The 18,580-nt window shown below is 66.7% G+C and carries 21 protein-coding genes; 12 read left to right on the forward strand and 9 right to left on the reverse strand.

What is annotated here, in order from left to right:
* The first annotated feature begins 55 nt into the window (after positions 1-55).
* Positions 56-262, forward strand: coding sequence for a cold-shock protein (locus AC5WJ1_RS13730; RefSeq protein ID WP_010814999.1), 207 nt, complete (start codon positions 56-58; stop codon positions 260-262).
* A 222-nt stretch (positions 263-484) separates the two neighbouring features.
* Here the strand turns inward: AC5WJ1_RS13730 and AC5WJ1_RS13735 are convergent, their stop codons facing one another.
* A complete protein-coding gene (locus AC5WJ1_RS13735) occupies positions 485-946 on the reverse strand; it encodes a VOC family protein (RefSeq protein WP_135705876.1) in 462 nt (153 codons plus the stop codon).
* Positions 947-1,095: 149 nt separating this feature from the next.
* On the reverse strand, positions 1,096-2,346 hold the full coding sequence (gene icd, locus AC5WJ1_RS13740; protein ID WP_133092234.1) for an NADP-dependent isocitrate dehydrogenase: 1,251 nt from the start codon (positions 2,344-2,346) through the stop codon (positions 1,096-1,098).
* Positions 2,347-2,584: 238 nt separating this feature from the next.
* Here icd and AC5WJ1_RS13745 point away from each other — a divergent pair, with 238 nt between their 5' ends.
* The 3 genes from AC5WJ1_RS13745 (at position 2,585) to AC5WJ1_RS13755 (ending at position 4,129) form a co-directional block, all read left to right on the forward strand.
* Positions 2,585-3,226, forward strand: a complete 642-nt coding sequence (locus tag AC5WJ1_RS13745) for a pseudouridine synthase (protein ID WP_133092235.1) — start codon at positions 2,585-2,587, stop codon at positions 3,224-3,226.
* Between the two features lie 104 nt (positions 3,227-3,330).
* On the forward strand, positions 3,331-3,522 hold the full coding sequence (locus AC5WJ1_RS13750) for a hypothetical protein (protein WP_133092236.1): 192 nt from the start codon (positions 3,331-3,333) through the stop codon (positions 3,520-3,522).
* Positions 3,523-3,667: 145 nt separating this feature from the next.
* Entirely contained in the window at positions 3,668-4,129 is a 462-nt protein-coding gene (locus tag AC5WJ1_RS13755) for a DUF192 domain-containing protein (protein ID WP_135705877.1), read from the forward strand.
* A gap of 55 nt (positions 4,130-4,184) precedes the next feature.
* Here AC5WJ1_RS13755 and AC5WJ1_RS13760 read toward each other — a convergent pair whose 3' ends face one another.
* Positions 4,185-4,670: a YajQ family cyclic di-GMP-binding protein gene (locus AC5WJ1_RS13760; protein WP_063240205.1), complete on the reverse strand. Its 486-nt coding sequence runs from the start codon at positions 4,668-4,670 to the stop codon at positions 4,185-4,187.
* A gap of 131 nt (positions 4,671-4,801) precedes the next feature.
* On the opposite strand from AC5WJ1_RS13760, the gene murB reads away from it, so the two are divergent.
* Positions 4,802-5,812 carry a UDP-N-acetylmuramate dehydrogenase gene (murB, locus tag AC5WJ1_RS13765; protein WP_135705878.1) on the forward strand — a complete coding sequence of 337 codons (1,011 nt, stop codon included), beginning with the start codon at positions 4,802-4,804 and terminating at the stop codon, positions 5,810-5,812.
* Positions 5,813-5,839: 27 nt separating this feature from the next.
* On the opposite strand, the gene ppnP is transcribed toward murB, so the two are convergent.
* Positions 5,840-6,151: a pyrimidine/purine nucleoside phosphorylase gene (ppnP, locus tag AC5WJ1_RS13770; RefSeq protein WP_133092239.1), complete on the reverse strand. Its 312-nt coding sequence runs from the start codon at positions 6,149-6,151 to the stop codon at positions 5,840-5,842.
* A 79-nt stretch (positions 6,152-6,230) separates the two neighbouring features.
* Positions 6,231-7,154 (reverse strand): ornithine carbamoyltransferase, encoded by a 924-nt coding sequence (argF, locus tag AC5WJ1_RS13775; protein ID WP_133092240.1) that lies wholly within the window; start codon positions 7,152-7,154, stop codon positions 6,231-6,233.
* 428 nt (positions 7,155-7,582) lie between these two features.
* On the opposite strand from argF, the gene AC5WJ1_RS13780 reads away from it, so the two are divergent.
* Positions 7,583-7,882 (forward strand): DUF3579 domain-containing protein, encoded by a 300-nt coding sequence (locus AC5WJ1_RS13780; protein ID WP_063240208.1) that lies wholly within the window; start codon positions 7,583-7,585, stop codon positions 7,880-7,882.
* Positions 7,883-8,007: 125 nt separating this feature from the next.
* Here the strand turns inward: AC5WJ1_RS13780 and rpsT are convergent, their stop codons facing one another.
* Entirely contained in the window at positions 8,008-8,277 is a 270-nt protein-coding gene (rpsT, locus tag AC5WJ1_RS13785; protein WP_063240209.1) for a 30S ribosomal protein S20, read from the reverse strand.
* A gap of 351 nt (positions 8,278-8,628) precedes the next feature.
* Between rpsT and murJ the strand changes: the two genes are divergently transcribed.
* Both murJ and AC5WJ1_RS13795 read left to right on the forward strand, forming a co-directional pair.
* Complete coding sequence (gene murJ / locus AC5WJ1_RS13790) at positions 8,629-10,179, forward strand: murein biosynthesis integral membrane protein MurJ (RefSeq protein WP_133092241.1); 1,551 nt, start codon at positions 8,629-8,631, stop codon at positions 10,177-10,179.
* A 52-nt stretch (positions 10,180-10,231) separates the two neighbouring features.
* Entirely contained in the window at positions 10,232-11,080 is an 849-nt protein-coding gene (locus AC5WJ1_RS13795; RefSeq protein ID WP_133092242.1) for a SirB1 family protein, read from the forward strand.
* A 28-nt stretch (positions 11,081-11,108) separates the two neighbouring features.
* Here AC5WJ1_RS13795 and AC5WJ1_RS13800 read toward each other — a convergent pair whose 3' ends face one another.
* Positions 11,109-11,762 (reverse strand): VTT domain-containing protein, encoded by a 654-nt coding sequence (locus AC5WJ1_RS13800; RefSeq protein ID WP_133092380.1) that lies wholly within the window; start codon positions 11,760-11,762, stop codon positions 11,109-11,111.
* Positions 11,763-11,924: 162 nt separating this feature from the next.
* Between AC5WJ1_RS13800 and mutL the strand changes: the two genes are divergently transcribed.
* The 4 genes from mutL to AC5WJ1_RS13820 all read left to right on the forward strand — a co-directional run bounded on the left by mutL (position 11,925) and on the right by AC5WJ1_RS13820 (position 16,339).
* Entirely contained in the window at positions 11,925-13,925 is a 2,001-nt protein-coding gene (gene mutL, locus AC5WJ1_RS13805; RefSeq protein WP_195431929.1) for a DNA mismatch repair endonuclease MutL, read from the forward strand.
* Between the two features lie 31 nt (positions 13,926-13,956).
* Positions 13,957-14,925 (forward strand): tRNA (adenosine(37)-N6)-dimethylallyltransferase MiaA, encoded by a 969-nt coding sequence (gene miaA / locus AC5WJ1_RS13810; protein ID WP_135705881.1) that lies wholly within the window; start codon positions 13,957-13,959, stop codon positions 14,923-14,925.
* A gap of 56 nt (positions 14,926-14,981) precedes the next feature.
* On the forward strand, positions 14,982-15,485 hold the full coding sequence (locus AC5WJ1_RS13815) for a GNAT family N-acetyltransferase (RefSeq protein ID WP_135705882.1): 504 nt from the start codon (positions 14,982-14,984) through the stop codon (positions 15,483-15,485).
* Between the two features lie 110 nt (positions 15,486-15,595).
* Positions 15,596-16,339: a GntR family transcriptional regulator gene (locus AC5WJ1_RS13820; RefSeq protein ID WP_135705883.1), complete on the forward strand. Its 744-nt coding sequence runs from the start codon at positions 15,596-15,598 to the stop codon at positions 16,337-16,339.
* Between the two features lie 55 nt (positions 16,340-16,394).
* Here AC5WJ1_RS13820 and AC5WJ1_RS13825 read toward each other — a convergent pair whose 3' ends face one another.
* Positions 16,395-17,138 carry an aspartate/glutamate racemase family protein gene (locus AC5WJ1_RS13825; protein WP_133092247.1) on the reverse strand — a complete coding sequence of 248 codons (744 nt, stop codon included), beginning with the start codon at positions 17,136-17,138 and terminating at the stop codon, positions 16,395-16,397.
* 17 nt (positions 17,139-17,155) lie between these two features.
* Complete coding sequence (locus AC5WJ1_RS13830) at positions 17,156-18,550, reverse strand: amidase (RefSeq protein ID WP_195431930.1); 1,395 nt, start codon at positions 18,548-18,550, stop codon at positions 17,156-17,158.
* Between the last annotated feature and the right edge of the window lie 30 nt (positions 18,551-18,580).

The raw sequence follows: 18,580 nt of genomic DNA on the forward strand, positions 1-18,580 counted from the left end.
TCCGGCCGGCATCGGCTTCCCCGCTTTGAAATCTGCTATTTCGTTGGGGGAGTATATGGCAAGCGGTATCGTCAAATGGTTCAATGACGCCAAGGGCTTCGGGTTTATCAAGCCGGACGAGGGCGAAGAAGAACTGTTTGCGCACTTTTCGGCTATCCAGATGTCGGGCTTCAAGACGCTGAAGGAAGGTCAACGCGTCTCGTTCGAGGTGGTCCAGGGCCCCAAGGGCAAGCAAGCCACCAATATCCAGGACGCCAGCTAAGCTGCGCCGCGACCGTATCCCGGCCGGCAGAGCCGTGGAGCGGTCTACGAGGGTGCGGGGGGAGCTCCCCCGGGACGGGATCGGCGCCAGTGCCGGCCACGCTGTCTCAGGCAGCCGGGCAGGTTGTGGCGCATATCAGCTGCACGCACCGCATCCGACGGAAAGCCCGGCCTCGTGCCGGGCTTTCTGCTTTGCGCGGGCCGGCCATGGGGGCTGGCCAGCTCAGGCCCAGCCGTCGATCTTCAACCCGCTGGCCTGCTCGGCCTCTTCCTTTGTGACCTGCCGCACAGTCTGGCCGAAGGTCCAGACATGACCTTCCGGGTCCCTGGCAGTGTAGGAGCGGTCGCCATAGAACTCGTCCTGCGGCTCGCGCACGATCACCGCGCCCGCGGCACGGGCCCGCTCGCAGTGCTGGTCGATCCCATCCCGCAGGTGCACATGCACCGTCTGCGTATTCTTGCCGCCGATCGACGCCGGGCTGGCTGTAAAGTCAGCCCACTCGCTGCCGACCATCAGGTAGCTATCGCCGAAGCGCATTTCCGAGTGCACCAGCTGGTCCTGCTGGTCCCGGATCACCATCACCCGCTGGAAGCCGAAGGCGCGTTCGAGCCAGTCCAGCGCGGCCAGCGGGTCCTTGTAAAAGACGGCCGCGCCGAAGGCGGTGCGGCGGAAAGGATCGTCCATGGCAGTCTCCCCGGGCCAGCCCGCCCGTCCGTTGCAATCCCTGAAGTTCTAGGCAACGGCGCTGGCCGGCGCAAGAAAAAACCCCGCAGCCGGGGCACGGCAGCGGGGTTCTTCCAAGGCAGGTCGCCCGCTACAGCGGGAGTCCGTGCTTACATATTTTCGATCATCACCTGGCCAAAGCCCGAGCACGAAACCTGGGTCGCGCCTTCCAGCAGGCGGGCGAAATCGTACGTGACCTTTTTGGACAGGATCGACTTTTCCATCGACGCGATGATCAGGTCCGCGGCCTCGGTCCAGCCCATGTGGCGCAGCATCATTTCCGCCGACAGGATTTCCGAGCCCGGGTTGACATAGTCCTTGCCGGCGTACTTGGGCGCGGTGCCATGGGTGGCCTCGAACATGGCGACGGAGTCGGACATGTTGGCGCCCGGGGCAATGCCGATGCCACCGACCTGCGCGGCCAGGGCGTCCGAAACGTAGTCGCCGTTCAGGTTCAGCGTGGCGATCACCGAGTATTCGGCCGGACGCAGCAGGATCTGCTGCAGGAAGGCGTCGGCAATCGCGTCCTTGACAACGATGTCCTTGCCGGTCTTCGGGTTCTTGAACTTGCACCACGGGCCGCCATCAACCAGCTCGGCGCCGAATTCCTTCTGCGCCAACTCGTAGCCCCAGTCACGGAAGCCACCCTCGGTGAACTTCATGATGTTGCCCTTGTGCACCAGCGTCACCGACGGCTTGTCGTTGTCGATGGCGTACTGGATCGCCTTGCGCACCAGGCGCTCGGTGCCTTCGCGCGAAACCGGCTTGACGCCGATGCCCGAGGTGGCCGGGAAGCGGATCTTCTTCACGCCCATCTCGTCCTGCAGGAACTTGATGAGTTTCTTCGCCTGCTCGCTTTCCGCGGCCCATTCGATGCCGGCGTAGATGTCCTCCGAGTTCTCGCGGAAGATCACCATGTCGGTCTTTTCCGGCTCGCGCACCGGCGAAGGCACGCCCTTGAAGTATCGCACCGGGCGCAGGCAGACATACAGGTCCAGCTGCTGGCGCAGCGCCACGTTCAGCGAGCGGATGCCGCCGCCCACGGGCGTGGTCAGCGGGCCCTTGATCGAGACCACGTATTCCTTGAGCACATCCAGGGTTTCGTCCGGCAGCCACACGTCCGGGCCGTAGACCTTGGTCGACTTCTCGCCGGCGTAGATCTCCATCCAGGAGATCTTGCGCTTGCCGCCGTAGGCCTTGGCCACGGCCGCGTCGACCACCTTGATCATCACCGGCGTGATATCGACGCCCGTACCGTCGCCTTCGATATAAGGAATGATGGGGTTGTCCGGGACATTCAGCGAAAAATCCTGGTTGACCGTGATCTTTTCGCCGGCCGGAACCTTGATGTGTTGATACATGACGTCTCCAGTACGGAACGGTTTAGACGGCCGCCGGGGCTTGGCCGACGGCGAGATTCGCGAGGTGGCGCTGGCATTGTAGCGGGCATCGCGGCCCGCCCAGCACTGCATTGCACCACCTTGGCGTACATTCAGGCAAGTCTTAGTCTTATATAAGACACAAGACTGATTTCGTATTATGCAGCAATCTTTCATCATCCGCCAACCGCGGCGCGCGGCTGGGGCATACTTGCGCCCCATGACCCTGATCGCCCTGAACAAGCCGTACGGCACCATGAGCCAGTTCTCGGAACATCCCACGCGCCCCACGCTGGCCGCTTGCGTGGACGTGCCGGGCGTGTACCCGGCCGGCCGGCTCGATGCGGACAGTGAAGGTTTGCTGCTGCTGACCGACGACGGCGCGCTCCAGGCGCGCATTGCCGACCCGCGCCACAAGCTGGAAAAGACTTACCTCGCCCAGGTCGAGGGCATTCCCGATGCGGCCGCGCTGGCGCGGCTGCGCGCCGGAGTCGACCTTGGCGACTTCGTCACGCAGCCGGCGCGGGCGCGTGCGATCGGTGAGCCCGACTGGCTCTGGCCGCGCCATCCGCCGGTGCGTTATCGCGCCGCGATCCCGACGTCATGGCTGGAGCTGAAGATTCGCGAAGGCAAGAACCGGCAGGTGCGGCGCATGACCGCTGCCGTCGGCTTCCCCACGCTGCGGCTGGTCCGCGTGGGCATCGGGCCGCTCGACCTGCGCACGCTCGGTCTCGCCCCTGGGGAATCGTGCGAGGTCGAGCCCGATGTACTGGGCTTGACGGCGACACGCGCGCCGGCCACCCATGTCTCAAAGACCAGACAGGCGAACGACGCCAAGCGGCGTTCTCGTTACAAAAGCTAACAAATGGCGCGTCAACGCGCCGTCCGGACGCCTCGTTCTTGTCGGTGACACGTCCAATCACGCGTCACAACTTCCGACTGTTCTTATCCTTCGAGGTAATCGCCATGAAAAAACTGATCGCTGCTCTGGTTGTCGGCCTGTTCGCCACCGGCGCCTTCGCCCAGGCTTCGGCCCCTGCCGACGCTGCAGCGCCCGCGGCCACCAAGGAAGCCCCGAAGCCCGCAAAGAAGAAGACCAGCCACAAGAAGACCACCCACAAGAAGGCCGCCACGGCTTCGGCCCCGGCCGCGCAGTAAGCCGCCGTGCCGGCCACGCGCCGGCGAAGAAAGAGGCAGGCTGCCACCAGGCGCCTGCCTTTTTCGTTTTGGCCGCCGCCATCCATCGGCGCGGCACCTGCGCTATGCTTGCGGCTGCCGTCCGCGCCCTTCCAGACCGAACACCATGTCCTTCCTGCTCAAGACGCCGTTGTCACGCTGCTTCCAGATTGCCGCGGCGCTCGCCGTGCTCGCCGCCGGCCAGGCCCAGGCGCAAGCCGCGCTGCCGGTAGTGCCGTTGACCGCGGGCATGTACGCGATCCACGCCGAGGTTGCCGCCACGCCGGCGGCGCGCGAACAGGGGCTGATGTACCGCAAGAGCATGCCGGTCAACAGCGGCATGCTGTTCGTGTTCGAGCAAAAGGCCGGTCATTGCTTCTGGATGCGCAATACCGAGCTGCCGCTGTCGATCGCTTTTCTTGCCGACGACGGGACCATCGTCAATATCGAGGACATGGCACCGCGTACCGAGAGCAACCACTGCCCGAAGACGGCGATCCGCTATGCGCTGGAAATGAACCAGGGCTGGTTCACGCAGAAGGGCATTCGCGCCGGCGCGAAGATCGGCGGGCTGCCGCAGGCGCGCTGACGCGCCGCGGCGGCATGCGGTGCCGGCATGGTCGCCGGCACCGGGAGAATCCGGCTTAGTCGCGGAAGTTGTTGAAGTCCAGCGGCGCTTCCGAGACGTCCTTGCGCAGCATGGCGATCACGTTCTGCAGGTCGTCGCGCTTGGTTCCCGAGACGCGCACCGCATCGCCCTGGATGCTGGCCTGCACCTTGATCTTGCTGTCCTTGATCATGCGCACGATCTTCTTGGCCAGGTCGCCCGTCACCCCCTTCTTGATGGTGATGACCTGCTTGACCTTGTCGCCGCTGATCTTGTCGGTCTTGCCGTAGTCCAGGAAGCGCACGTCGACATTGCGCTTGGCCATCTTGTTGATCAGCACGTCCTTCACCTGGTCCAGCTTGAAATCGTCGTCGGCAAAGGCGGTCAGTTCGTTTTCCTTCTGCTCGACCCGGGCGTCCGAGCCCTTGAAATCGAAGCGGGTCGAGATTTCCTTGTTGGATTGCTCGACGGCGTTCTTCACCTCGACCATGTTCGCTTCGCACACTACGTCAAACGACGGCATTGCATTCTCCTTGTGATCCATATGCCCGGAAGGCGGCCGTTGGCGACGCCTTCCGTATAATTCAGGCCTACCTCGCAGCCAGGGGCCGCAACGCTTACCACCAGCGGCGGCCGCGTCACCTATCCCCTTGCATGGCAGATTTCCACGAATTTTATCCCCTGCGCCGCCACAATACATTCGGATTCGATGCGCGCGCGCGCTTCGCCGTGCATGTGCGCAGCGAAGCCGACCTGACCGAGGCACTCGCGGACCCGCGCGCCAATGGCCTGCCGCTGGTAGTGCTGGGCGGCGGCAGCAACGTGGTGCTGACGCGCGACCTCGACGCGCTGGTGCTGCTGATGGAGATCCCGGGCTACCAGGTCGAGGATGCCGATGACGCCTGGCTGGTCACCGCGGGCGCGGGCGAGAACTGGAATGCGCTGGTCGACCGCACCATTGCCGACGGCAAGCCGGGCCTCGAGAACCTGGCGCTGATTCCCGGCACTGCGGGCGCCGCGCCGATCCAGAATATCGGCGCCTATGGGGTGGAACTGCGTGACCGCTTCGAAGGCGTGCGCGCCTATGACCGCCATGCCGACTTGTTCGTCTGGCTTGATTTACGCGCATGCGGGTTCGGCTACCGCGACAGCCTGTTCAAGCAGGCCGGCGCGGGCCGCTACATCATTACCGCGGTGACGCTGCGCTTGCCCAAGGCATGGCAACCGGTCCTGTCTTACGGCGAACTGGCGCGCGAGCTGTCCGGCAATCTCGCGCCGGACGCCGCCACGGTCCGCGACGCGGTGGTGGCGATCCGCACGCGCAAGCTGCCCGACCCCGCGCAGATCGGCAACGCCGGCAGCTTTTTCAAGAACCCGCTGGTCAGCGCCGCGCAGCGCGATACGCTGCTGCAGGCCAATCCCGACCTGGTGAGCTATCCCCAGCCGGACGGCAGCTACAAGCTCGCCGCGGGCTGGCTGATCGACCGCTGCGGGTTCAAGGGCGTCAGCGACGGCCCGGTGGGTGTCTATGGCAAGCAGGCACTGGTGCTGGTGCACCGCGGCGGCGGAACCGGCGCGATGCTCCTGGCGCTGGCCAACCGCATCGCGGATACCGTCGAAGCGCGCTTCGGCGTGCGGATCGAGCCCGAGCCGGTAGTGCTGTAGCGCCTGTAGCGCCTGCTGGCCCGGCGATCACCCGAAGTGGCAGACGTAGTCCAGCGTCTCCAGCACCTCGATGTCGAAGCTGCTGTTGCCCGGCACGTCGAACTGCTGGCCAGCGCCGTAGGTCTGCCAGTCTTCCGCGCCGGCCAGGCGCACGCGGCAGCTGCCGCCGTTGATTTCCATGATTTCCGGCGCGCCGGTGTTGAACGTCAGCGAAGCCGGGAAAATCACGCCCAGCGTCTTGCGGGTACCGTCCGGGAACAGCACGGTGTGGCTCACGCACTTGCCGTCGAAATACAGGTTGGCTTTCTTGACGACCGATACGTTGTCGAACTGGCTCACTTCCATCTCCTTCACTGTCTTGAATCAGACGTAAAAAGAGGGGCCATCGCGGCCCCTCCCCTGTTCACTCCGCGCGCGCTCAGTAGCGGCCGCAGAGCAGGTATTCCATCAGCGCCTTCTGCACGTGCAGGCGGTTTTCCGCCTCGTCCCAGACCACGCTCTTGGGACCGTCGATCACGGCGGCCTCGACTTCCTCGCCGCGGTGCGCCGGCAGGCAGTGCATGAACAGCGCGTCGGGCTCGGCGCGGTCCATCATCGCGGTGGTGACCATCCAGTCCTTGAAGGCGCGCTTGCGGGCTTCGTTCTCGGCCTCGAAGCCCATGCTGGTCCAAACGTCGGTGGTGACCAAACTGGCGCCCTGGCAGGCGGCGAGGGGATCCTCGAAGACCTTGACCAGGCTGGCGGCGGTCGCCGGCACCATGGCGGGATCGAGCTGGTATCCCGGCGGCGCCGAGAAATGGAAATTGAAGCCCAGCCGCTCGGCAGCCTGGATCCAGGTATAGGCCATGTTGTTGGCATCGCCGATCCACGCCACCGTCTTGCCGCGGATGCTGCCGCGCTGCTCGATGTAGGTGAAGATATCGGCCAGCACCTGGCACGGGTGGTATTCGTTGGTCAGCCCGTTGATCACCGGCACGCGCGAGTGCGCGGCAAAGCGGTCGATGATGTCCTGGCCGAAGGTGCGGATCATGATGATGTCGACCATGCGCGAGATCACCTGCGCCGCATCCTCGATCGGCTCGCCGCGGCCCAGCTGCGAATCGCGGGTGTTCAGGAACACCGCATGGCCGCCCAGCTGGTGGATGCCGGCTTCGAACGACAGGCGCGTACGCGTGGAATTCTTCTCGAAGATCATGGCCAGCGTGCGGTCGTGCAGCGGGTGCCAGGTCTCGTAGTTCTTGAACTTGGCCTTCAGGATCCGCGCGCGGTCCAGCAGGTACTCGTACTCGTCGGGAGTGAAGTCGCTGAACTGGAGGTAATGCTTGATCGGGGTTGGGCTCATAAAACAAAGAAGGCGGCTCGGTGGGGACGCGCCGTCATGAAGTGCCATGACCTGAGCGCGCCGCGGAGCCGCCTTTCGCGTCGCATACGCAATTTAACTGCAGGAATCATAAGGGATTATTTCTGCTTTGCCCAGCCCGGGACAACCCGTGACGGGCGCCGCGCCGAGCGCGTTGACAGGTTCCCGACAGGATTCCGCCCTTATGCGCAAGTCTTATATAAGATATAATACTGGCTGATTCACGCGGGGCCCCGGCATACCCTTGCCGCTGCGCGCCGCCGGCATCAAAAGTGCCCCCGCAGACACCGACGCCCCGCCTTCCCGGCCGGAAAAAGCGCGAACCAAACGCGCACCAGCCGCGTCAAACGGGCGCACGTTTCCGCGGGCTTAACCGTCGAGTCGTCGCCTCACCCGCAGTGTCCAGCCTCATGAACCCCAACGTTCGCGAATACTTTATCCAAGGCATTACCAAGGAAGGCAAGACCTTCCGCCCGAGCGACTGGGCCGAGCGGCTGTGCGGCGTGATGGCGCAGTTCCGCCCCGAAGGCGACACCGGCGATCCCCGGCTGACCTATTCCCCCTACGTGCGCCCCATCTTCGCCGGCAACGTCAAATGCGTGGTGGTGGATGTGCGGCTGCGCGATATCGAACCGAAGGCGCTGGATTTCGTGCTGAACTTTGCGCGCGACAACAACCTGCAACTGGTCGAGGCCTGCTCGCTGGAATGACATCGCGGTAGGTCGCCAAACTACAGGCGCCGCAAAAGCAAAAAGCTCGTCGGATGACGAGCTTTTTTGTCTGGCGGAACCGAAGTTCCGCCGCTGCCGGGCCGCCGGGGCGACCCACACAACAATCAGGCAGCAGCCATGGCCTTGATGGCGGCCGACAGGCGCGACTTGTGACGTGCAGCCTTGTTCTTGTGCACGATCTTCTTGTCGGCAATGCTGTCGATCACAGCTTGCGAGTTCTTGAACACTTCAGCGGCAGCAGCCTTGTCGCCGGCGTCGATGGCCTTGCGGACGGCCTTGACGGCGGTGCGCAGACGCGAGCGCAGGCTGGAGTTGTGAGCGTTCTGGGCGACGGCCTGGCGGGCGCGCTTGCGAGCTTGTGCGGAATTTGCCATTTCGAAAATATCCTGAATTCAGATGCGTGCCGCGGGGGACACAACAATTAAGTCATATCGAGCGACCCGGGATGCACTGACACACGAATCCGGAACGCAACTGTCCTTGTGAATCGGCAATTATACACAGATGCCGACACACGGCGCAAGACTGCTGGGACTTTGCCGACGCGTGCGGGGCCTGTCACAGGCGATCCGTATAATATGCGCCACATCGCGCCGGTGCGCGTGGCGAGCCGGCAACTTTACCGCGTTGCCCACGTCTGAAAGGCGTCCCGGGCGCCACGTCCGGCACACGCCGCCCCGCGGCCCGCGCCCGCACCGATCCACCGTCCCGCTCCGATCCACACCTTGAACCTGCTCAAAGCGCTCGCCACCATCAGCAGCCTGACGATGCTGTCGCGCATCACCGGCCTCGTGCGCGAGATCCTGATCGCCCGCGCGTTCGGCGCGTCGGAGATGACCGATGCGTTCAACGTCGCCTTCCGCATCCCCAACCTGCTGCGCCGCATCTTCGGCGAGGGCGCGTTCTCGCAGGCGTTTGTGCCCATCCTCGGCGAATACCACAGCAAGCGTGGCGAGGAGCAGACCAAGGCGCTGATCGACGCCGTCGCCACGGTAATGACCTGGGTGCTGATGGGCGTGTCGCTGCTGGGCGTGATCGGCGCGCCGCTGGTGATGACGGCGGTGGCGACCGGCTTCCGCGGGCAGAGCGAGACTTATACCGCCGCTGTCTTCATGACGCGGGTGATGTTCCCGTACATCGGCCTGATCTCGCTGGTGGCGCTGGCCTCGGGCATCCTGAACACATGGCGCAAGTTTGCCGTGCCGGCGTTTACGCCGGTACTGCTGAACCTGTGCCTGATCGTGGCCGCCCTGTTCGTCGGCCCGCACATGGACCAGCCGATCTATGCGCAGGCGTGGGGCGTGCTGGTCGGCGGCGTGCTGCAGCTGGCGATCCAGGTGCCGGCGCTGCGCCGCCTGGGCGTGATGCCGCGCCTGGGCTTCAATGTGCGCACTGCCTGGTCCGATCCCGGCGTGCGCCGCATCCTGCGCCAGATGGGGCCGGCGCTGCTGGCGGTGTCGGTGGCGCAAATCAGCCTGATCATCAATACCAACATCGCCTCGCACCTGGCCGCGGGCAGCGTCTCGTACCTGACCTATGCCGACCGGCTGATGGAATTTCCGACCGCGCTGCTGGGCGTGGCGCTCGGCACGATCCTGCTGCCGAGCCTGTCGAAGGCGAGCGCCAAGGAAGACCATGCGGAGTACTCCGGCCTGCTCGACTGGGGCCTGCGGCTGACCTTCCTGCTGGCGGTGCCCTGCGCGGTGGGGCTGTTCGTGTTCGGCGCACCGCTGACCGCGGTGCTGTTCCACTACGGCAAGTTCGACGCCCACGCCGTCGAGATGACGCGCCAGGCGCTGGTGTCGTACGGCACCGGCCTGCTGGGGCTGATCGCCATCAAGATCCTGGCCCCCGGCTTCTATGCGCGCCAGGACATCCGCACGCCGGTCAAGATCGCGCTGCTGGTGCTGGTGATCACGCAGGCATGCAACGTCGTGTTCGTGCCGTGGCTCGGGCATGCGGGCCTGGCGCTGTCGATCAGTGCCGGCGCCACCATCAATGCGCTGCTGCTGTTCTTCGGCCTGCGCCGGCGCGGCCTGTACAAGCCGGCGCCGGGCTGGTGGCTGTTCCTGGCGCGGCTGGGCACCTCGGTGCTGCTGTTGTCGGGCATGCTGCTCTGGTTCGCGCGCAATTTCGACTGGATCGGCCTGGGCGCCACGCCGCTGCTGCGCATCGCGCTGCTCGCGTCGTGCCTGGTACTTGCAGCGGTGGTCTACTTCGGTACACTGTGGCTCATGGGACTGCGCTATTCCGCCTTCAAGCGGCGCGCCGCCTAGGCGTGGTGACCCACGCTGCGCGCGGCGCCCCTGGCGGCACCGGGAATCCGATATGACATCCACCAAAGTCCTGGATTACTTCGCCAGCCTCGTGGCTGACGAAAACGGCATCCCGCTGACCGAGACCGCACTGTCCATCGCGCAGGATGCCTATCCGGACCTGGACCTGCAGGCCGAGCTGGCCGCACTGGACGTGCTGGCGCTGCGCCTGAAGCGCCGGATCGCCGAAGGCACGCCGGCAATCCAGCGGCTGCGGCTGCTGAATCATTTCTTCTATCGCGACCTTGGCTTTGGCCCGAACGCCAACGACTACTACGATCCGGACAACTCGTACCTGAACGTGGTGGTGCGGCAGCGGCGCGGCATCCCCATCTCGCTGGCGGTGCTGTTCATGGAACTGGGCCAACAGATCGGCCTGCCCCTCAAGGGGGTGTCGTTCCCCAACCATTTCCTGTTGCGCATGACCATCCCGGCGGGCGAGGTGATCCTGGACCCGCTGACCGGCGAAACGCTCTCGAAGGAGCAGTTGCAGGAAATGCTGGATCCGTACCTGGAGCGCGAAGGCATCACCGATTCCGGGCAGGTGCCGCTGGGCCTGTTCCTGCGCGCGGCCAGCCATCGCGAGATCGTCGCGCGCATGCTGCGCAACCTGAAGGCGATCTACCTGCAGGAGTCACGCTGGCAGCGGCTGCTGGCGGTGCAGAACCGCCTGGTGATCCTGCTGCCGGGTTCGATCGAGGAAGTGCGCGACCGCGGGCTGGCGTATGCCAACCTGGAGTGCTTCCGACCGGCGCTGGCCGACCTGGAAGCCTATGTGCAGGCACGCCCCGATGCCGCCGATATCGGCCAGATCCGCGAGCGCATGCCGGCACTGCGCATGATGAGCCGCAGCCTCAACTGACGGGGCTGCGTCAGATATTACAGGCGCTTCAGCGCTCCACGCGCGAGGGCCGGCGGCGATTGCCGCGCACCAGCTTCCACAGTCCGCCCAGCACCAGCGGCACCACCGCCGCGCCGATCCCCGCCAGCACGATCAGGTTCAGGTACTGCTTGATGAACGGCAGGTTGCCGAAGAAGTAACCGGCAAAGACCAGCCCGACCACCCAGGCAAGCGCGCCCAGCACGTTGAACATCTGGAAGCGCGCGAAGGTCATCTGCGACACGCCGGCGACGAACGGCGCAAAGGTGCGCACGATCGGCACGAAACGCGCCATCACCAGGGTCTTGCCGCCATGCCGCTCGTAGAAATCATGGGTGCGGCGCAGCGCATCCTGGTCCAGGAAGCGCCACTGGTGGTCGAACACCTTGGGCCCGATCCAGCTGCCCACCCAGTAGTTGACGGTATTGCCAGTGACGGCCGCCACCAGCAGCAGGCCCACCAGCGCCCATTCGTTCATGGCGCCGGTAGCGCAGAAGGCGCCGGCGATAAACAGTAGCGAGTCGCCCGGCAGGAACGGCAGGACCACCAGCCCGGTTTCGGCGAACACGATCAGGAACAGGATGGCATAGACCCAGTGGCCATACTGGTCGATGACGGTGCCGAGGTATTTGTCGACATGGACCAGCATGTCGATGAGCTGCAAAGCGAATTCCAAGTCGTTCCCCGATATGGTTTGGTTGACTGCACAAGTCCACGCGGCGCGTGCCGCCCTGGCATGAATCATACAAGAGCCGGCGTGCCCTTCCGCCACTTGTCGCGGGCCGGTGGCGCCGACTCTGCGTGGACGGCCACGTATAATCGCCGGATGCCCGATTCCGCCAGCCAGAGCCCCGTTCGCACCACCCTTCGCGCCACCCTTCGCACCTCCCAGCTGCCGCGTCCGATCCGTCCGCTGCCGGACCAGCTCATCAGCCAGATCGCCGCCGGCGAAGTGGTGGAGCGCCCGGCGTCGGTGGTCAAGGAGCTGCTGGAAAACGCGCTGGACGCCGGTGCCACGCAGCTGGGCATCCGGCTGGAAGAAGGCGGCGTGCGGCGCATCGTCATCTCCGACAACGGCTGCGGCATCCCCGCCGCCGAGCTGCCGGTGGCGCTGATGCGCCACGCCACCAGCAAGATTGCGTCGCTCGACGAACTGGAATCGGTGCTGACGCTGGGCTTCCGCGGCGAGGCGCTGGCCTCGATCGCTTCCGTCTCCCAGCTTGCGCTGACCAGCCGCACCGCTGCCGACGCCCATGCCACGCAGGTCAGTGCCGATACCGGCACCGTGCAGCCGGCGTCTGGCGGAGTCGGCACCACGGTCGACGTGCAGCATCTCTACTTCAACACGCCGGCGCGCCGAAAGTTCCTGAAATCGGAGCAGACCGAACTCGGGCATTGCCTGGAGATGGTGCGCCGGGTGGCGCTGGCACGGCCGGACGTGGCCATCTCGGTCCACCACAACGGCAAGCCGCTGGAGCACTGGAACGCCGGCGACGTCGCCAACCGCACCGCGCAGGTGCTGGGCGCCGACTTCGCGCGGGCGCGGTTGCCGCTGGACGAACAGGCCGACACGCTGCACGTGTACGGCTTTGCCGGCCTGCCCACCGCGTCGCGGGGGCGGCCCGACCAGCAGTACTTCTTCGTCAACGGCCGCTTCGTGCGCGACAAGCTGCTCAACCACGCGGTGCGCAGCGCCTACCAGGACGTGCTGCACGGCGACCGTTTCCCGTCGTACGTGCTGTGCCTGGACCTGCCGCCGGAGATGGTCGACGTCAACGTGCACCCTTCCAAGATCGAAGTGCGCTTCCGCGAATCGCGCGCGGTGCACCAGTTCATCTATCACGCGGTGCAGCGCAGCCTGGCACGCCAGGCCGGCGAGAACGGCGACAGCCTGCATACCGATGAGGACGGCGAGATCCGGCTGCCGGCTGCGGCGCCTGCGGGCGCCCGACCGTCATTTGGCGGCGGCAGCGGCGGTGGTGGCAGCCAGTGGGTCAACTACTCCGCGGCGCGGCAGACCGAGCTCGGCATTGCGCAGCCGCGCCAGGCCTACCTCGGCATGGTGCGCGACGCGACCGCGCCGACGCCGCGCCCGTATGGCGCTCCAGGTGGCAATTTTCCCGGCGCTTCGGCGCAGCCGCCCGCCTGGCTGGCCGATGCGCAGGCCGCGCGCGCCGACGAGCCGCCGGGCCTGCTCGACCGCCTGCCGCCGGCCTCCGCCGACGCGGCAGACACCACCGACGACCACCCCCTCGGCTATGCCATCGCCCAGCTGCACGGCATCTATGTGCTGGCGCAGAATGCGCGCGGGCTGGTGCTGGTGGACATGCACGCCGCGCACGAACGCATCCTCTACGAGCAGATCAAGGCCGGCCTGGACGCGCGCGACCTGGCCGTGCAGCCGCTGCTGATCCCGGTCACGCTGCCCGCCAGCCCGGTGGAAATCGGCTCGGCAGAGGAGCACCAGGAAACGCTGGCGCTGCTCGGCTTCGACATCACGCCGGTATCGCCGACCACGCTGGCGGTGCGCGCGGTGCCCGCGCTGCTGCAACAGGCCGACGCCGAAGCGCTGGCGCGCGACGTGCTGCGCGACCTGCACGCCTACGGCGGCTCGCGCGTGCTGGCCGAGCGCCGCAACGAGCTGCTGGCCACGCTGGCCTGCCACAGCGCGGTGCGCGCCAACCGCAAGCTCACCGTCGAGGAAATGAACGCGCTGCTGCGCCAGATGGAGCAGACCGAGCGCGCCGACCAGTGCAACCACGGCCGCCCGACCTGGGTGCAACTGACCGTGACCGAGCTGGACCGCCTGTTCCTGCGCGGCCAGTAAGCGCCACCGCCTCTTTACGACTCTGCCGACGATGTCCGCCGTACCTGACGATTCCGCCACGCCTGCACCCGTGGTCTGCCTGCTCGGGCCCACCGCCTCGGGCAAGACCGCCGCCGCGCTGGCGCTGGCGGCCGATGCGCCGGTGGAGATCATCAGCCTGGACTCAGCGCTGGTGTACCGCGAAATGGACATCGGCACGGCCAAACCCACGCCCGCAGAACTGGCCGCGGCGCCGCACCACCTGATCGACATCATCGATCCGGTCGAGAGCTATTCCGCGGCGCAGTTCGTCACCGATGCCGGGCGGCTGATCGGCGAGATCCGCGCGCGCGGCAACGTACCGCTGATCGTGGGCGGCACCATGCTCTACTACAAGGCGCTGACGCAGGGGCTGAACGACTTGCCGCAGGCCGACCCCGCGGTGCGCGCCGAGCTGGACCAGCTCGCCGCCGAGCGCGGCTGGCCGGCGCTGCATGCGATGCTGGCGCAGGTCGACCCCGTCACCGCGGCGCGCCTGGCGCCCAACGATGCGCAGCGCATCCAGCGCGCGCTCGAAATCCACCGGCTTTCGGGCCAGCCGATGTCGGCGCTGCTGGCCCGCCAGGCCGAGGGCCGCACCTTTGCCGGTGCCGCAGACCAGCGCTACCGCGTGATCGCGCTCGAGCCCTCGGACCGGCTGGCGCTGCATGCGCGCATCGCGCAGCGCTACGACGCCATGCTGGCCAACGGCTTTATTGACGAAGTCCGCCGCCTGCGCACACGCGAGGACCTGCATCCGGGGCTGCCGTCGATCCGCTGCGTCGGCTACCGGCAGGTGTGGGAATACCTCGACGGCGAGTGCGATTTCGACACCATGCGCGAGCGCGGCATCGCTGCCACGCGCCAGCTGTGCAAGCGCCAGCTGACCTGGCTGCGCAGCACGCCGGAGCGGCTGGTGGTGGACTGCCTGGCGCCGGGCTATGTTGACGAGGTGCGCAAGCTGGCGGACTTTGGCCACTGACGGCAATGTGATGCACAGGCGATAATCGCGGATCCTGTTCTTGCCTACTCACGGACATGTCCAGATCCGCCTTCACCCTGCGCCCCGCCACCGCTGCCGACAGCGAAACCCTGTTCAACCTGATCCTGGCGCTGGCCGAATACGAAAAGCTGACGCATATCGTCGAAGCCACGCCGCAAAAGATCGAGGAAGCGCTGTTCGGCGCCACGCCGCACGCCGAAGCGGTGCTGGTTGAAGTTGACGCCAATGGCGCGCCCAAGGCGGTCGGCTTCGCCCTGTTCTTCCACAACTTCTCCACCTTCCTCGCCAAACCCGGCCTGTACCTGGAAGACCTTTACGTCGACCCGGCCTGGCGTGGCCACGGCCTGGGCAAGGCGTTGCTGCAGCACCTCGCCGCGCTGGCGGTCGAGCGTGGCTGCGGCCGCTTCGAGTGGTCGGTGCTGGACTGGAACCAGCCGTCGATCGACTTCTACCAGGCCATGGGCGCCGAAGTGCTGCCCGACTGGCGCATTTGCCGCGTCACCGGCGACGCGCTGGCCAGGCTGGGCAAGGCGAAGTAAATCCGCCGGCGCTGGCAACCGGTCCACCGCCGGTGTTATACACTTGATGGCAAGCCGCCATACAATGACGGCACCGAATGTCTTTTTCGGACCACCCGCGCCGACCCGCCATGCCACGAACCAGAACCGACCAGCCCGCGCCTGCCCTGGGCAATGCCAACGAAAACGATGCGGACAACGCGCGCGGTGCGTCGGTGGAGGAAATCGCCGACCGTATCCTGACCGCGATCTGGGAACACCGGCTGCCGCCCGGCACCAAGCTGGTCGAGGAAAAACTGGGCAGCGTATTCGGCGTCAGCCGCACCAAGGTGCGGCTCGCCTTCGGCAAGCTGGCCCATGAAGGCGTGCTGACGGTGCACCCGAACCGCGGCACCTTCGTGTCGAGCCCGAGCGTGGCCGAAGCCAGGCAGGTGCTGCATTCGCGCCGCCTGCTCGAACCGGCGCTGGTGCGCGACCTTGCCGGCGCGATCGATGCGGCCGGGCTGAAAGCGCTGCGCGCGACCACGCGCGAGGAAGCGCAGGCGCGCGACAGCAACGACCGGCGCGCCATCATCCGGCTGTCAGGCGAATTCCACTGCAGGCTGGCCGAGCTGACCGGCAACCAGTACCTGGGCAAGTACATGCGCGAGCTGTGCTCGCTGACATGCCTGATCATCGCGCTGTACGACGCGCCGGGCGTGCCGTCGTGCCCGCATCACGAGCATGACGATATCGTCGATGCGCTGGAAGCCGGCGATGGCGAGCGCGTGGCGCAGCTGATGGACGAGCACCTCGAGCATGTCGAGAGCACACTGCGGCTGGAATTGCCGGCTGAAGAGAAAGTGGACCTGGAAGCGGTGTTCGCCGCGGTGTAAGGCCGGCGTCATTCCCGCTGCGCGCGGAAATGACGCGGTGTTGGACAGACAGTGTTCAGCGGTGCTCGATGCGCGCCGCCAGCGCCTGCGCCAGGCCGATCGTCGGTTTGGCATCCGGACGCCGGAACGTGCCCGCGCTGGCCTTGCGCGGCTGCAACGCGACCAGCGCCTCGGCCTGCTTGACCGCGGCAGCCATCTGGTCGACCACCGGCACCGGGATGCGATCGCGCACGCGCGCGGCCAGGCCCGCCAGCGGCGCGCCGGCCAGGATCACCACGTCGGCCTCGTCTTCCACCACGGCGCGGTTGGCCAGTTCCACCAGCACCGCTTCCTTTTCTTCCTGCACGTCCGAGACCGAGGCAAAGCTGCCGTCGAGCATGCGGATGCCGGCCAGCCGGCCGCGCAGGCCGTGCATGTCCACGCATTCCTCGTACCAGGGGCCGAGGGCGCGCGCGAAAGTGACGATCGAAAAGCGCCGGCCCAGCATGCAGGCCGACAGCATGGCCGCCTCGGCCATGCCTACCACCGGCAGGTCGAACAGCTCGCGCGCGCCCATCAGGCCGGGATCGCCAAAGGCGGCGATGATCGCGGCGTCGAATTCCGTGTGGCGTTCCGCCAGCATCTCCAGCGCAATGGCGCCGCCGATCTGCGCCTCGGCGCGCGTGGCGATATACGGCACGCCACGGCTGGCGGTCAGCGGCACCAGCTCGGTGCCGGGCGATGCCACCGGCGTGGCCGCGGCCATCAGCCGCGCGGTGATGCCTTCGCTGGTATTGGGATTGAGGACAAGAATTCGCATATCTTTGTTATCCGTAGTTATCCGTTAGCGCCGGGCCGCGCCGCGAGCACGCGTTCGGCAAGCCTGGCCGCGGCCAGCACGGTGCGGTCGGCGCCGCGCGGGCCGGCGATCTGCAGGCCCACCGGCAGGCCGTCGCGGCCGCTGCCGCAAGGCACCGAGATCGCCGGTGCCAGCGCATGGTTGAAGAAAGGGGTGAAGACCGCATGGGCGCGCGGCTCGACGGCAACGCCGCCGATCCGTTCGGGCCCGAGCCGGTCGTTACGCCACGCCACGCACGGCGTGGTCGGGCACAGCAGCAAGTCGTAGCGGGTAAAGAACTCCGCCATGGCCAGCGCGATCTGGTGGCTGGCTTCGCGCGCACGCGCCACGTCGGCGCCGGTCCACGCCAGCCCGCGCTCGATCTGGCGCGCGACATCCGGATCGAATACATCGGGATCGCGGCGCCAGGCGTCGCCGTAGAGATTGGCCAGCCCCACGTGCTGCAGCGGCATCAGTGCTGCCTCGTCGGCGCCCCGGGGCCAGGCCGGGTCGGCCATCTCGATGCTCAGGCCTGCCGCCTGCAGCCGCGCCACTGCCTGCGCGCAGGCTTCGGCGACGTCATCGTCGACCGGCGTATCGAAGCCCAGCCGCGGGCTCAGCGCGATCCTGAGCGTATGCAGCGGGCGCTCTGCCGCCAGGCTGAAGCCCAGCGTATCCGGATCGCGTGCATCGGCGCCGGCCAGCGCCTCGAACATCAGCGCCGCATCGGACACGGTGCGCGTGATCGGCGCGATCACCTGGATGCCGTTGAAGGCGTGGGCAAAGCCGATCGAATCGGGAATCGCGCCATAGGACGGCTTGAAGCCGACCACGCCGGCATGTGCGGGCGGGCGCCGGCTGGAGCCGCCGCCGTCGGTGCCCAGCGCCAGCGGCGCCATGCCGGCAGCCACCGCCACCGCGCAGCCGCCGGACGACCCGCCGGCGGTCAGCGTGGCGTCGAGCGGATGGCGCGTCAGGCCGTAGACCTTGTTGGTGGTCAGGCCCTTGCAGGCGAACTCCGAGGTATTGCCCATGCCGAGCACGATCGCGCCGGCGCGGCGCAGGCGCTCGACCGCGATCGCATCGGCCGGCGCGATAAAGTCGCGGTACAGCTGCGAGCCCTGCGTGACGCGGCGGCCCTGGCTCCAGATCACGTCCTTGACGATCACCGGCACGCCCGCCAGCAGCGGGCGCTCGCCCTGCGCCAGCCGTGCGCGCAGCTGCGCCAGGTCGGCGTCGACCAGCTCCTGGCGTTGTTCGAAGACGGCGTTGAGCTGGTCGTTGCGCGCCGCGATGCGGGCCTGGAACGCGGCCACCACCTCGGCGGGATCGAGGCGGCCGGCGGCCACGCGCCCGGCGATGGTGGCGGCGTCCAGGCTGTTGGTCAGTTCCATATCGGCAGTGTCGGTCAGATCATCGAAAAA

It is taken from the genome of Cupriavidus sp. MEYA8, from assembly GCF_059278825.1.